The sequence below is a fragment of the Rummeliibacillus pycnus genome, from assembly GCF_002884495.1.
In the GTDB taxonomy this organism is placed as follows: domain Bacteria; phylum Bacillota; class Bacilli; order Bacillales_A; family Planococcaceae; genus Rummeliibacillus; species Rummeliibacillus pycnus.
In genome coordinates, this window is the sequence record NZ_KZ614145.1 from 2467797 (window position 1) to 2482438 (window position 14642).

Sequence of the window (14642 nt, forward strand, 5' to 3'; positions counted from 1 at the left end):
CCTTAAATATTTTTAACTAATTGAATCAAATCTGACTTTGTTAAATAGGAATTATCTAATGTTCATGGCGCCTTCCACATCTTCTTGTCACTCCTGTGGGACTAAAACTATAGGATAAATATATAAATTTTTGCACATAAAAACCCACTGCATACATAAGTATGTAATGGGTTAAAAGTTTCGTTTACTTTTCGTTAGCACAATTAGTTTGTTTGAAGCTCTTTTTCGAAAACTTCTTCAGAAGAAATACGTTCGATATCAGCACCTAGAGCTGCCAGTTTCTTATGGAAATCGACATAACCTCTGTCTAGATGTCGAAGCTCAGAAACACGTGTAACTCCTTCTGCGACTAATCCAGCAAGAATTAATGCTGCTGCTGCACGTAAATCAGTTGCAGCAACTTCTGCACCTTGTAATTTACATGGACCATCTACAATTACGGAACGTCCGTCAATTTTAGCATTAGCATTCATACGACGAAATTCTTCTACATGCATAAACCGATTCTCGAACACGGTTTCCGTAATCACACTTGCACCTTGAGCTACAAGCATTAAAGACATCATTTGGGATTGCATATCAGTTGGGAAACCAGGATGTGGCATTGTTTTTACATCTACTGCTTTTAATGGATGCATTGCACGAACACGTAAACCTGCATTTTCTTCTTCAATCTCAACGCCCATTTCGCGCATTTTAGCAATAAGAGCTGTCATATGTTCTGGTACCGCATTTTCAATTAAGACATCTCCACCTGTAATTGCTGCTGCAACCATAAATGTACCTGCTTCAATTCGATCAGGAATAATTGAATGTGTTGTGCCATATAATTTCTCAACACCTTCTACTCGAATGGTATCTGTGCCGGCACCTACCACTTTGCCGCCCATTTCATTTATAAAGTTTGCTAAATCAACAATTTCAGGTTCCTTTGCCGCATTTTCAATAATTGTTGTACCTTCCGCAAGGGCAGCTCCTGTAAGGATGTTTTCTGTAGCACCTACACTTGGGAAATCTAGATAAATTTTAGCACCTTTCAATCGACCTTCAGTTGATGCTTCTACATAACCATGTCCTGTAGAAATTTTCGCCCCCATTAACTCAAAGCCTTTTAAATGTTGGTCAATTGGTCGAGATCCAATTGCACAGCCACCTGGCATAGCAACACGTGCATAACCATTACGTGCTAAAAGTGGTCCCATAACTAAAATGGAAGCACGCATTTTACGTACATATTCAAATTGAGCTTCAGAAGATAATTGTCCTGATGCATCAATTTCCACTATATTTTCTTTAGAGGAGAATGTTAAATGTACATTTAAACTTTTTAACACCTCATCAATGGTATATACATCCGCCAAGTTCGGCACATTTTTTATTATATTTTTTCCTTCAGATGCTAATAATGATGCTGCAAGAACTGGTAGAACTGCATTTTTTGCTCCTTCTACTTTTACATTTCCGTGTAAAACCTTGCCGCCTTTTACAACAATTTTCTCCACAATATGTCCCTCCGAACTTATTCTAAATAAAATCTTTTATATTTCAGTCCATAAAATTCAATGTGTTTATTTATTTAATACCAATAATTAGTAACAAAGCAACTTACATAATACCTTTTTTTCATGATGTTGACAAGAACCGATTACACTATTTTAGTTTTCTACGAATAAATAACTATAGTAATACTATATTACGTCAAAATGCTAGAAATGTGTTATAAAATTTCCATTTCTATTGTCATCATAGGTCCCCAAGCTTTTTGAAAAATAAACAAGTTTCAACAAATTATTTCCTGGGTAATGGTTACTCTATATGCAAAAGGAATAATGTCGAACCTTCAATACATATGTTTTTTGAAATGGTTAAAATCACATATCTCTATTGTAATATAAATCGTACCTGAGTACTGAACAATATAATAAGGTTTGTACACTAAGTTTGTGCCATTATTTCTTTTGCATACAGAATACATTTAATTAAATAAAAATGGTAATTGTCTTGACCATGTTGTAAAAGTAATGAAAAAATTTGATACTGTTGATCCAATTGCAATACTTAATAGTATAAATAAAAGCTGAATTTGAAAAACATGATTTTTCTTAAAAACTTTTTCATACATTAAAGCTTGTAATGCATAAAATGTTATCCCTATGAAGAAAATATGAGACACAATACCAATTAGTGCATTCTGTCCAATTAAAGATGATACGGAATCCATCCTTTCCCTCCATTTCCATTTTTAAAAAGCGAGCAGAAAAGTCATTCTGCTCGCTTTAAAATTAACAACCTATTACTTAGATGTTACCCTCTTTAACGTTGATACGATTCATTGCGCGTTTTAAAGATAATTCTGCGCGTTTGAAATCAATGTTATCTTGCTTACTTTGAAGTCGTTGTTCTGCACGTTTAACAGCTTCTTTTGCGCGAGCAATGTCGATATTATCGGCAAGTTCTGCAGAAGGAGTTAAGATTGTAACTTTATCGGGACGAATCTCAACAAAGCCACCGCTTACTGCTACAACTTCAGTGTTGTTGTCTTTCTTTAAACGAACAGCACTAACTGCTAAAGGAGCAACTGTTGGAATATGTCCAGGCAGAATCCCCATTTCACCAGTTATAGTTTTCACAATAACCATGCTAACTTCTGAATCGTATACTGGGCCGTCGGGAGTGACAATGTTGACTACAGTCGTCTTCATATTTTTTCCTCCAAGTCCCTAGTATTAAAGTTCTACGCCCATATCTTTTGCTTTCGCAATAACTTCTTCGATAGGACCTACAAGACGGAATGCATCTTCAGGTAATTTATCGTATTTACCTTCAAGAATTTCTTTGAAACCACGAACTGTATCTTTTACATGTACGTATGATCCTGGTTGACCAGTAAATTGTTCAGCTACGTGGAAGTTTTGTGATAAGAAGAATTGAACACGACGAGCACGTGCTACAGTCAATTTATCTTCATCAGATAATTCATCCATACCTAAGATAGCGATGATATCTTGTAATTCATGGTAACGTTGTAAAGTAGCTTGTACTTGACGAGCAACTTCATAGTGTTCTTTACCAACAATTTCAGGTGATAAAGCACGAGAAGTTGAAGCCAATGGGTCTACTGCTGGGTAGATACCCATTTCAGAAAGTTTACGTTCAAGGTTTGTTGTAGCGTCTAAGTGAGCGAAAGTTGTAGCTGGAGCCGGGTCAGTATAGTCATCGGCTGGTACATATACTGCTTGAATAGATGTTACAGAACCTTTGTTTGTTGATGTAATACGTTCTTGTAAACGACCCATTTCAGTAGCAAGTGTTGGTTGATAACCTACGGCAGAAGGCATACGACCTAGTAACGCAGATACTTCAGAACCTGCTTGAGTGAAACGGAAAATGTTATCGATGAATAATAGTACGTCTTGACCCATTTCATCACGGAAGTATTCAGCCATTGTAAGACCAGTTAATGCTACACGCATACGAGCACCTGGTGGCTCATTCATTTGACCGAATACCATTGCTGTTTTAGAAATAACGCCAGAGTCGCTCATTTCGTAGAATAGGTCATTACCTTCACGAGTACGTTCACCTACACCAGAGAATACGGAAATACCACCGTGTCCTTGAGCGATGTTGTTGATTAATTCTTGGATTAATACGGTTTTACCTACACCGGCACCACCGAATAGTCCGACTTTACCACCTTTAATATATGGTGCTAATAAGTCTACTACTTTAATACCTGTTTCAAGTACTTCAACGTTAGTTGAAAGTTCTTCGAATTTAGGTGCTTCACGGTGAATCGGATCACGGCGAGCATCTGCTGGGATTGGATCTGCTAAGTCGATTGTATCACCAAGTACGTTGAATACACGACCTAATGTTACTTCACCAACTGGCACTGAGATTGCAGCACCTTTGTCAGTTACTACTGCGCCACGTTGTAAGCCATCTGTAGATGACATTGCAATGGTACGAACAGCGTTATCGCCTAGATGAAGAGCAACTTCTAAAGTTAGAGTTACTGCATCTTCGTTAGGACGTTTAATTTCTACAGTTAGCGCGTTATTAATTTCTGGTAATGTGTTGTTATCGAATTGTACGTCGACAACTGGACCCATTACTTGAAGAACGTGTCCTGTGTTCATACTTGTATTTCCCTCCTATCAAACTAATTACGGAAAGGTTGAGGAGTGGCCTATTCTAAGGCCGCAGCTCCACCAACGATTTCGGTAATTTCTTGTGTAATAGCCGCTTGACGTGCACGGTTATACAGAATTGTTAAATCATTAATTAAATCATGAGCGTTATCTGTAGCGCTCTTCATTGCTGTCATACGCGCAGCATGTTCACTCGCTTTACCATCTAGTAACGCACCATAAATCAAGCTTTCCGCATATTGTGGTAACAATACTTCTAAAATTTCTTCGCCAGATGGCTCGAATTCATAAGAAGCTGTTGCAGCACTTGATGGAGTGATATCAGTAATTGGAAGTACTTTTTTCTCCGTTGGTTCGTTAGAAATTGCACTGATAAAGTGACTGTAGTACATATAAAGTTCATCATAAGTACCGTCTGTGAACATACCAACAGCTTTACGAGCAATTTGTTTAATATCTGCAAATGAAGGTTGGTCTGGTAAACCAATTGCTTCATCAACTACGTTATAGCCTTGTTTCTTAAAGAAATCACGAACGACACGACCAACTGCAAAGATAACTACATCATTTTTTGATTGGTTGCGACTTTCCATACCGTCTAATACTTTACGAATAACATTAGAGTTGTAAGCACCTGCTAATCCACGATCTGAAGCGATCACTAAATATGCAGATTTCTTTACAGGACGAGTGATTAACATTGGATGTGAACCTTTTGGCGTACCTGCTGCGATTGCTGCAACAACATCTTGAATTTTATTCATATATGGAACGTATGCTTTCGCATTAGCTTCGGCACGTGACATCTTAGAAGATGACACGAGTTGCATTGCGTTCGTAATTTTACTAGTACTAGTTGTAGATTTTATACGTTGTTTTACTTCGCGTAATGATGCCACTGGTATTTCACCACCTTACCGTTTTATTTTAAATTCACAAAACCTATGCAAACTTATTCAGCTGAAATAGCAAAAGTTTTTTTGAATGCATTGATTGTAGAAGCCATATCTTCATCAGAAGGAAGGCCTTTAGTAGTGCGAATTTGATTTAAAACGCCGGCGCCTTTTTCGTCGTTAACATCTAACCAAGCATATAATTCTTGTTCAAAACGAACGATATCTTGAACTGGGATATCATCTAAGAATCCTTTAGTTAGTGCATAAAGAATAACAACTTGTTTTTCAACTTTAATTGGCTTATTAAGATCTTGTTTAAGTACTTCTACAGTACGTTTACCACGTTCAAGTTTTGCTTTAGTAGCAGCATCAAGATCTGAACCGAATGCAGCGAATGCTTCAAGTTCACGGTATGCAGCTAAGTCTAGACGTAGTGTACCAGCAACTTTTTTCATCGCTTTGATTTGAGCTGCACCACCAACACGTGATACAGAAAGACCTGCGTTAATCGCTGGACGAACGCCTGAGTTGAATAAGTCAGATTGTAAGAAAATTTGTCCATCAGTGATTGAAATTACGTTTGTTGGAATATAAGCACCGATGTCCCCAGCTTGAGTTTCAACGAATGGAAGAGCAGTGATTGAACCACCACCATAAGATTCGTTCAATTTAGCAGCACGTTCAAGTAAACGACTGTGTAGGTAGAATACATCACCAGGATAAGCTTCACGACCTGGAGGACGACGTAATAATAATGAAAGTTCACGATAAGCAGCTGCTTGTTTAGAAAGATCATCATATACGATTAATACGTCTTTACCTTGAAGCATTAATTCTTCACCCATTGATACACCAGCGTAAGGAGCTAAGTATAATAATGGAGCTGGAGAAGATGCAGATGCAGTAATAACGATTGTATAATCTAAAGCACCGTTCTTACGTAAAGTTTCAACTAAACTACGTACAGTTGATTCTTTTTGACCGATCGCAACATAGATACATGTTACGTTTTGGTCAGCTTGGTTTAAAATTGTATCGACTGCAACAGATGTTTTACCTGTTTGACGGTCACCAATGATTAACTCACGTTGACCACGACCGATTGGAACTAAAGCATCGATTGCTTTAATACCTGTTTGTAGTGGTTCGTCAACTGATTTACGAGCCATTACACCGAAAGCAGGACTTTCGATAGGACGAGTTTTAGTAGTGTTGATAGGACCTTGTCCATCAACTGGTAAACCTAGTGGGTTTACAACACGACCAATTAGTTCTTCACCAACTGGTACTTCCATAATACGACCTGTACGACGAACCTCATCGCCTTCTTTGATGCCTTTAGCTGGGCCTAGGATAACGATACCAACGTTATTTTCTTCTAGGTTTTGTGCCATACCAAGAACACCAGTAGAGAATTCTAATAATTCTCCAGCCATTACGTTGTCTAGGCCGTGAGCACGAGCGATACCGTCACCAACAGTGATGATTGTACCAACTTCGCTAACTTGCATTTCAGATTGGTAATTTTCCATCTGTTTTTTAATAAGTCCACTGATTTCTTCAGCTTTGATGCCCACGTTTGTCACCTCTCAAATAATTATTGGATTAACCGATTAATTCACGTTCTAAGCAAGCAAGTTTTGTTGCAACAGAATTATCGTAAATTTGGTTTCCGATTTGAACTCGAATTCCACCAATTAGTGATGCATCGATTTCGTTAGTAATATGAAGCGCACTTTTTCCTACTTTTTGAGCAAATGCAGTAGAAATGCGTTGTTTGTCTTCATCAGTAAGTGTATGAGTTGAGAATACAACTGCATCTGCAACACCTTGAGCATCGTTAGCTTGAGCTACGAACGCATCAATTACACTCACCACTTCGTGAATGCGTTTTTTATCAACTAATAGTTTTAATGCATTCACGATGATAGGTTGTACTGAAGCAAATAACTCAGAAAGCATAGCTTTCTTTTTGTCACTATCAATTTTGGGAGAATCAAGTAATTGGAATAAATTATTGTTTTCTTCCAAAACGATTTTTACTTCGCGTAAATCTTCTGTTACTTCATTTAGAAGATTTTGTTCTTGTGCTAATTGAAACAATGCTTTAGCATAGCGATTCGCTGCAGTCGATTGACTCATCGAGTTTCCCCTGCCTTCGCAATCGTTTCTTCGATTAGAGAACGATTATCTTCTTCTGAGACTTCTTTGTTAAGCACTTTAGAAGCTGCAAGGACAGATAGTGAAACCACTTCTTCGCGAACAGCGGCAATTGCTTTTTCTTTTTCAGTCTCGATTTCACGTTTAGCAGATTCTTGTAAACGTGCAGCTTCGTTACGAGCTGCTGAAACAATTTCTTCTTTTTGAAGATCAGCTTGTTTCTTAGCGTTTTCAACAATCGCTTGCGCTTCTGTACGAGCTTCTTTAAGAAGGCTACGTTGTTCTTCTAATAATTTTTTAGTTTCTTGACGGCTTTTTTCAGCTGCTTCTAAGTCACCAGCAACCTGTTCTTCACGTTGTTGCATAATTCCCATCAAAGGACCCCATGCGAACTTTTTCAAAAGAAGCATTAGGACGATGAAAACGATTAGAGTAACAAGGATATCTCCCCAGTTCACTCCAGTGACGTGAGCTGCTTCACCTAGTAGTAGATAGTCTAAAAACACGATTGTTTCACTCCCTTCAAGAGCTTAGAGTTCAAATCATTTATGATTGGAATCTTAGTAAGATATAAATTCTAAAGGACTTTTGCCCTTAATTTTAAGGACATAAAGGAATGGCGAAGGATTCCTGAGATGAAATTTTCTTCGCCATCTTTCTAAAACAATTAAAGACGATTATTTGTTCATTACGATAAACGCGATAACTACCGCGATGATTGGAAGGGCTTCGACTAATGCTACCCCGATGAACATAGTTGTTTGTAAAAGACCTTTTAATTCTGGTTGACGAGCGATCCCTTCTACAGTACGACCTACGATAAGACCGTTACCGATACCTGCACCAAGTGCACCTAAACCAACTGCGATTGCTGCTGCTATTAAACCCATTTGAAATTTTCCTCCTTAGAAATTGTAATTTTTTGTATGGTTGTCAGCTGTCTTGCATAATAAGATTATAATATACTAGACATATTTATACTTAATGGTCTTCGCTCACTTTGTGAGACATGTAAACCATTGTTAACATAACGAAAATAAATGATTGGATTGACCCAACAAAGATAGAGAATCCTTGCCATACCAAAGTTGGAACAAAAGCTGCTATGAAGCCCAATCCAGACCACTGAGTACCTAAACCTGCAAGTAAACCTAAAAGGATTTCACCTGCAAAAATATTACCGTAAAGTCGTAGACCTAACGTTAATGTATTTGCAAACTCTTCGATAATTTTAAGCGGGAATAAAAACTTCATTGGTTGTCCAAAGACTCCAATGTAATGCTTAAAACCACGTTGTTTTACACCGTAATAGTTCGTTAATACTAAAATCATAACGGCGAGAGTCATTGTAACAGTAGGATCTGCTGTCGGCGATTTCCACCATAGTACTCCATTTACTTGAACAGATAACGGAAGACCAAGCATGTTCGCAACAAATATGAACATAATAAGTGTAATTCCAAGAATGTGGAACTTTCCACCTGTTTTCCAATCCATATTGTTTTTGATAATACCCTTTACGAAGTCCATAATCCACTCCATAAAGTTTTGCATACCTGTTGGCTTTAACTTTAGATTTCTAGTTGAAATGAAAGCAATTAAGAAGACAATCACAGCTGTAACTAACAATACTAGAATAGTTGCCGGGTTAAATCCTAATCCCCATAACTCAAAATGCGGATTTTCATGTTGCACGTTGCATTCACCTCACTTTCAAATGTGCTTATTGGTTTTTACATGAAATACAATCCTGTCTACTACAAGCAGAACGTACGGAATCATTAGCCCAATGACCACACTCACTAAGTGAAAATATTCTGGCCATGTAATTGCTACTATTGCAGCGGCAATACCGGATGCAAAGCGTAGTCCCATACCAAGTGACGGCGCTTTCTTCCCTTCACTTAATGCTCGATCAAAACGTTCCATTCTTCGGACGAGAATCCAAAAGTTATATTGACCAAAAAGCACACCTACTGCGAGACCAGCAAATACTGTTTTAAGGGGTGTAAATCCCCAGCCTAACGCAAAAAATGCGAGCAAAAAAAATAGGACTTTCTTTTGCTTAGCAAAAATCTGATGCAATTCTAACATTGGTCTTAATTCTCCTGAATCTTATTTTCGAATGATGGAAGTAATTGCTGACCACCGAATGGATGTCGAATAAGTAGTATAATACTACATGCGGGGTGGGAGCCGTTTAACTCACATTTGAGTTGAATCGGATCCAAATGGTGAGAGATAAGCCTTAATAATAATCCACCGCCTCATATGGACATCAAATAGACGTACATAAACCGCTAAAATTTTACAAGAATTGACATTCATTGCAAAATTAGTAGAAACTTGGTATCTAAAGAGTTTCCATTATGATTTTGAGCCATGAAACCCTTATCATTCTTACCCTTTGTAAGCATACAATAGTGAATATTTCATGTCAATTGGTTAGAGTGAAAAACTTCACAAGTGGTAATAGTTTGTCAAATTGTAGACAAATTTTGAACAAATTTTTTTCGATTGACACAATTTTGTTGAAAATACTTAAAAAACTACTCCACATTTTCTTAATTAAATATGTAAAGTAGTTTTTTATTTTTATATTTTTGCTAGAAATTCGAGTAACGACTCTACTATTCTTTCAGAAGCATGACCATCTCCATATGGATTAGAAGCGTGTGCCATTTTTTTATAAGCGTTTTCATCTACTAATAATTCTTTGGCAAGTTTGTAAATTTTATCCTCGTTTGTACCTGCTAATTTTAGTGTGCCCGCTTCAATGCCTTCTGGTCTTTCTGTTGTATCTCGTAAGACAAGTACAGGTTTCCCAAGAGAAGGTGCCTCCTCTTGTACACCACCCGAATCTGTCAAAATCATGTATGATTTTGAAGCGAAATTATGGAAATCAAATACTTCAAGAGGTTCGATTAAGTGAACCTTTTTTTCTCCTCCAAGAATTTCACTCGCAATTTCTCGTACCACTGGATTTAAATGGATTGGATAAACAACTTGAACATCATCAAATTCTGATAGTAAGCGCTTAATAGCTTTGAACATATGGCGCATCGGTTCGCCTAAATTTTCACGTCGATGCGCTGTTAGTAGAATCATTCGGTCATCACCGATTTGGTTTAAAACAGGATGTTCATAATTGTTAGTTACAGTTGTTTTCAACGCATCTATTGCCGTATTACCAGTGACAACGATATTCTTCTCCGCCTTATTTTCACGAAGCAGATTTTGTTTAGCTTGTTCAGTAGGTGCAAAATGGATGTCTGCCATAATCCCTGTAAGTTGGCGGTTCATTTCTTCTGGATAAGGAGAATACTTATTACCAGTTCTTAGCCCCGCTTCCACATGACCAATGGCAATTTGGTTGTAAAATGCAGCTAAGCTTGCAACAAAGGTTGTGGTCGTATCACCATGAACAAGGACAATGTCAGGTTTTGCTTCTTTTAAGACAGCATCTAATCCTTCAAGTCCTCTTGTCGTAACATCAATTAGTGTTTGACGATTCTTCATAATGTTCAAATCAAAGTCGGGTGTAATTTGAAATGTTTCGAGCACTTGGTCTAACATTTGTCGATGTTGAGCTGTAACTGTAACGATTGTTTCGATTTTCTCAGGATGCTTTTTAAGTTCTAATACAAGTGGAGCCATTTTAATAGCTTCAGGTCGAGTTCCGAAAACCGTCATTACTTTCCACTTTTTAGACATTTCTATGCACCACCTATGATTATATTATTTTGTTCCAAATAAACGGTCACCAGCATCGCCAAGTCCTGGAACAATATAACCATGATCATTTAGTTTTTCATCTAAAGATGCGATGTAAATATCGATATCAGGATGTTCTTGTTGAATGGCTTTAACGCCTTCTGGAGCAGCAATCAAGCACATAAATTTAATATTTTTTGCTCCACGTTTTTTAAGTGAGTTGATCGCTTCAATTGCTGAACCACCAGTTGCCAGCATTGGATCAACAATGATAAAGTCACGTTCTTCTAAATCCGCTGGGAATTTTGCATAATATTCTACTGGTTTTAATGTTTCTGGATCACGGTATAAACCGATATGAGCTACTTTTGCAGCTGGAATTAATTTTAATACTCCGTCTACCATCCCTAAACCAGCACGAAGAATTGGTACAATTGCAATCTTCTTACCACTTAATACTTTTGTTTTTGTTGTTGTAACAGGTGTTTCAATTTCAATCTCTTCAGTTGGTAAATCACGAGTGATTTCAAATGCCATAAGTGTTGCTACTTCGTCTACTAGTTCGCGAAATTCTTTTGTACCTGTGCTTTTATCGCGGATATATGTTAGTTTGTGTTGAATTAATGGATGGTCGAATACGTATACTTTACCCAAGGTGATCTCTCCCTATTAAATATTTATCTTGCTTATTATAACAGAAAAAAATCAGACTTATGTAAAATGATTTTGCTTTTTTTAATTTAATCAAGTTCACAAATCCATTTTTGGTTTTTAAATACAAACATTTTAATATTCAGTTTCAGATGTTCGGCTACAAGTGGCACTTTACATGAAATTTACTTTAATCTCCCAGAGTACTATAAAGTGTTTTAGTGCAATATTAATAGTTTCATTTACTTCTGTATGATGTGGAACTAGCTTCGTGGATGAGCGTTGAGCCTCATAGCTTTGAGGCGATTGAAAAAGTGAAGAAATACAAATATTTATAGTATATATATCTGCTATAGGGTGAAGTGGAATCAGAATCAACTCCGTTTTCTGTGGGCGAACTTATAAATTTTCATTGCATTCATTTTTTCAATGTCTTTACGAATAAGCTTCCTGAATCAACTCCGCAAGAGAGAAACTTTTCGAGGATTTGCCTCATCCACTCACAATCATCAAAAACGATATTATTAAACGTTCTTTATTTTAGATGAATTTCGCATCATACTATTGTTTTAGATTATCCTAATTTATTTTCTTTTTTCCATTGTTTTAAAATACAAAAAGCTACCTTTGCCTATGCAAAGGTAGCTTGTATTTGGTAATTATTTTGAATAAATTGGGTGATTATCTGTTAAAACTTTTACGCGTTTAATCGCATCTTGTTTTACCGCTTCGTCTTCTGGGTTTTTCAATACAGAAGAAATGATTGCAGCAACTTCTTTCATGTCTTCTTCTTTAAAGCCACGAGAAGTAACAGCTGGTGTACCAACGCGAACACCTGAAGTGACAAATGGGCTTTCTGGATCAAACGGGATTGTGTTTTTATTTGCTGTAATATTTACATCATCTAATAGTTTTTCAGCAACTTTACCTGTTAAGCCTAGAGAACGTACATCTAAAAGTAATAAATGGTTATCTGTACCACCTGATACAAGTTTAATCCCTTCTGCTTGCAATGCTTCACCGAATACTTTTGCATTTTTTACAACTTGCCCGATGTATTCTTTGTATTCAGGTTGTTGTGCTTCGCCAAATGCAACAGCTTTACCTGCGATGACATGCATCAAAGGACCACCTTGGATACCAGGGAAGATCGATTTGTCGATTTTCTTACCCCATTCTTCTTTACAAAGAATTAGACCACCACGTGGACCACGTAATGTTTTGTGAGTAGTTGATGTCACAAAGTCTGCATATGGTACAGGATTTGGGTGTTCTCCTGCAGCTACAAGACCAGCAATGTGTGCCATGTCTACCATGAAATAAGCACCTACTTCATCGGCGATTTCACGGAATTTAGCAAAATCAATTTTACGTGGATATGCAGATGCGCCAGCAACAATTAGTTTTGGTTTATGTTCAAGAGCTTTTTGACGAACATCTTCATAGTCGATTAAGTTTGTATCTTTCGTAACACCATATTCTACAAAGTTATATTGAACACCAGAAAAGTTAACTGGACTACCATGTGTTAAGTGTCCACCATGAGATAGGTTCATACCTAAAACTGTATCGCCTGGTTGTAGAATTGTGAAGTACACAGCCATATTTGCTTGAGCGCCTGAGTGTGGTTGTACGTTTGCATATTCAGCACCAAAGATTTCTTTTAGACGATCACGTGCAATATTTTCTACAATATCTACATACTCGCAACCACCATAGTAGCGTTTACCAGGATAGCCTTCAGCGTATTTGTTAGTTAATACAGAGCCTTGCGCTTCTAATACCGCTTTAGAAACGATATTTTCAGATGCGATTAACTCAATATTTGATTGTTGTCGAGCAAATTCTTTTTCCATTGCTTCAAATACTGCTTCGTCTTGTGACGCAATGATTGACTTTTCTTGTGCTGCAAGATTTTCCATTACACCTATTCCCCCTACTTTTACTCTTTGTTGTATACAGCTCTCTCGCCACCTATTAATTTTGGACGAGTTTTTGCAACTGTCACGACTGCATCTCCAATATGTGAGATTGAGGTACGGACAGGAACTGCCACTTTCTTCAAATGCATACCAATCAATGTTTGACCTATGTCAATGCCTGCATGCGCTGCAATTTCTTCAACCACTACTGGATCTTCAAATTGACTATACGCAAAAGTAGACATCGAGCCACCAGCATGTTGAATTGGAATGACAGAGACAGGCTCTAGTCGATATTGTTCTGCTGTAGCTCTTTCTATTGTTAAGGCCCGATTTAAATGTTCGCAGCCTTGAAACGCTAAATAAATTTCATGTTTATCGGCAAATGCTTTTAAAGGCTTATATAAAGCTTCAGCAATTTCTAAGCCGCCTTCTGTGCCAATCTTTTTGCCTTTTACTTCTGAAGTTGAGCAACCTACGACAAAGATTTGGCCATTACGAAAAGTAACTTGTTGTTCAAATTCTGATAGCAGCGTTTGTAGCTGTTTTTCAATTTGTTGTAAGTTCATCGCTTAAGACCTCGAATCTAATCATTATTCTTGTTCTTCTAAAGCTGTGATTTTGCTGATTCGACGTTCATGACGTCCACCTTCAAAATCAGTTGATAGCCAAGTTTGAACGATTTCACGTGCTAACCCAGGACCGATTACTCTTTCACCCATTGCTAACACATTTGAATCATTATGACAACGTGTTGCTTTTGCACTGAATACATCATGTACTAGAGCACAACGGATGCCTTTTACTTTGTTGGCAGTAATAGACATACCAATACCTGTGCCACAAATCAATATGCCACGGTCAAATTCGCCACTAGCAACTCTATTTGCAACTGGTAGTGCATAGTCTGGGTAATCTACTGAATCAGATGATTTTGGACCGAAGTCTTCATAACTAATACCTAATTCTTCTAATAAAGTTATGATTTCTTTTCGTAAGTTGTTACCACCATGATCTGATGAAATTGCAATTTTCAATGGGTTCCCTCTTTTCAATTGTTCTATTCATCATCAGTTTACCACTTCTATATGTATAATGACATATTTTTCACCTAATTGCGATAGGAAAGTTTTTAAAATACGAAT

16 protein-coding genes are annotated in these 14642 nt (G+C 37.3%); all 16 read right to left on the reverse strand.

Translation table 11 applies throughout. From position 1 onward, the window contains the following. Positions 1-203 precede the first annotated feature (203 nt). The 16 genes from murA to rpiB all read right to left on the reverse strand — a co-directional run bounded on the left by murA (position 204) and on the right by rpiB (position 14534). Positions 204-1502: a UDP-N-acetylglucosamine 1-carboxyvinyltransferase gene (gene murA, locus CEF14_RS12055; RefSeq protein WP_102693083.1), complete on the reverse strand. Its 1299-nt coding sequence runs from the start codon at positions 1500-1502 to the stop codon at positions 204-206. A gap of 473 nt (positions 1503-1975) precedes the next feature. Continuing rightward, entirely contained in the window at positions 1976-2221 is a 246-nt protein-coding gene (locus CEF14_RS12060; protein WP_102693084.1) for a DUF1146 family protein, read from the reverse strand. A 76-nt stretch (positions 2222-2297) separates the two neighbouring features. Next, positions 2298-2702 carry a F0F1 ATP synthase subunit epsilon gene (locus tag CEF14_RS12065; RefSeq protein WP_102693085.1) on the reverse strand — a complete coding sequence of 135 codons (405 nt, stop codon included), beginning with the start codon at positions 2700-2702 and terminating at the stop codon, positions 2298-2300. A 24-nt stretch (positions 2703-2726) separates the two neighbouring features. Then, complete coding sequence (gene atpD / locus CEF14_RS12070) at positions 2727-4142, reverse strand: F0F1 ATP synthase subunit beta (protein WP_102693086.1); 1416 nt, start codon at positions 4140-4142, stop codon at positions 2727-2729. Between the two features lie 50 nt (positions 4143-4192). Continuing rightward, complete coding sequence (atpG, locus tag CEF14_RS12075) at positions 4193-5053, reverse strand: ATP synthase F1 subunit gamma (RefSeq protein ID WP_102693087.1); 861 nt, start codon at positions 5051-5053, stop codon at positions 4193-4195. A gap of 53 nt (positions 5054-5106) precedes the next feature. Next, complete coding sequence (gene atpA / locus CEF14_RS12080) at positions 5107-6627, reverse strand: F0F1 ATP synthase subunit alpha (protein WP_102693088.1); 1521 nt, start codon at positions 6625-6627, stop codon at positions 5107-5109. Between the two features lie 28 nt (positions 6628-6655). Then, the gene (locus CEF14_RS12085; RefSeq protein ID WP_102693089.1) at positions 6656-7192 is read right to left on the reverse strand and encodes a F0F1 ATP synthase subunit delta; all 537 of its coding nucleotides are present in this window, start codon (positions 7190-7192) and stop codon (positions 6656-6658) included. Next, positions 7189-7716 carry a F0F1 ATP synthase subunit B gene (locus CEF14_RS12090; RefSeq protein ID WP_102693090.1) on the reverse strand — a complete coding sequence of 176 codons (528 nt, stop codon included), beginning with the start codon at positions 7714-7716 and terminating at the stop codon, positions 7189-7191. Before CEF14_RS12090 ends, CEF14_RS12085 begins: the two co-directional genes overlap by 4 nt. A gap of 171 nt (positions 7717-7887) precedes the next feature. Continuing rightward, positions 7888-8100 carry a F0F1 ATP synthase subunit C gene (atpE, locus tag CEF14_RS12095; protein WP_102693091.1) on the reverse strand — a complete coding sequence of 71 codons (213 nt, stop codon included), beginning with the start codon at positions 8098-8100 and terminating at the stop codon, positions 7888-7890. A gap of 91 nt (positions 8101-8191) precedes the next feature. Continuing rightward, positions 8192-8905, reverse strand: a complete 714-nt coding sequence (gene atpB, locus CEF14_RS12100) for a F0F1 ATP synthase subunit A (RefSeq protein ID WP_102693092.1) — start codon at positions 8903-8905, stop codon at positions 8192-8194. An 18-nt stretch (positions 8906-8923) separates the two neighbouring features. Further along, positions 8924-9304 (reverse strand): ATP synthase subunit I, encoded by a 381-nt coding sequence (locus CEF14_RS12105; protein ID WP_102693093.1) that lies wholly within the window; start codon positions 9302-9304, stop codon positions 8924-8926. Positions 9305-9805: 501 nt separating this feature from the next. Beyond that, positions 9806-10924 (reverse strand): non-hydrolyzing UDP-N-acetylglucosamine 2-epimerase, encoded by a 1119-nt coding sequence (wecB, locus tag CEF14_RS12110; RefSeq protein ID WP_102693094.1) that lies wholly within the window; start codon positions 10922-10924, stop codon positions 9806-9808. Between the two features lie 24 nt (positions 10925-10948). Then, positions 10949-11578 (reverse strand): uracil phosphoribosyltransferase, encoded by a 630-nt coding sequence (upp, locus tag CEF14_RS12115; RefSeq protein WP_102693095.1) that lies wholly within the window; start codon positions 11576-11578, stop codon positions 10949-10951. Between the two features lie 656 nt (positions 11579-12234). Continuing rightward, the gene (gene glyA / locus CEF14_RS12120; protein ID WP_102693096.1) at positions 12235-13497 is read right to left on the reverse strand and encodes a serine hydroxymethyltransferase; all 1263 of its coding nucleotides are present in this window, start codon (positions 13495-13497) and stop codon (positions 12235-12237) included. Positions 13498-13517: 20 nt separating this feature from the next. Next, on the reverse strand, positions 13518-14066 hold the full coding sequence (locus CEF14_RS12125) for a TIGR01440 family protein (RefSeq protein WP_102693097.1): 549 nt from the start codon (positions 14064-14066) through the stop codon (positions 13518-13520). Positions 14067-14090: 24 nt separating this feature from the next. Next, positions 14091-14534 carry a ribose 5-phosphate isomerase B gene (gene rpiB / locus CEF14_RS12130; protein WP_102693098.1) on the reverse strand — a complete coding sequence of 148 codons (444 nt, stop codon included), beginning with the start codon at positions 14532-14534 and terminating at the stop codon, positions 14091-14093. Between the last annotated feature and the right edge of the window lie 108 nt (positions 14535-14642).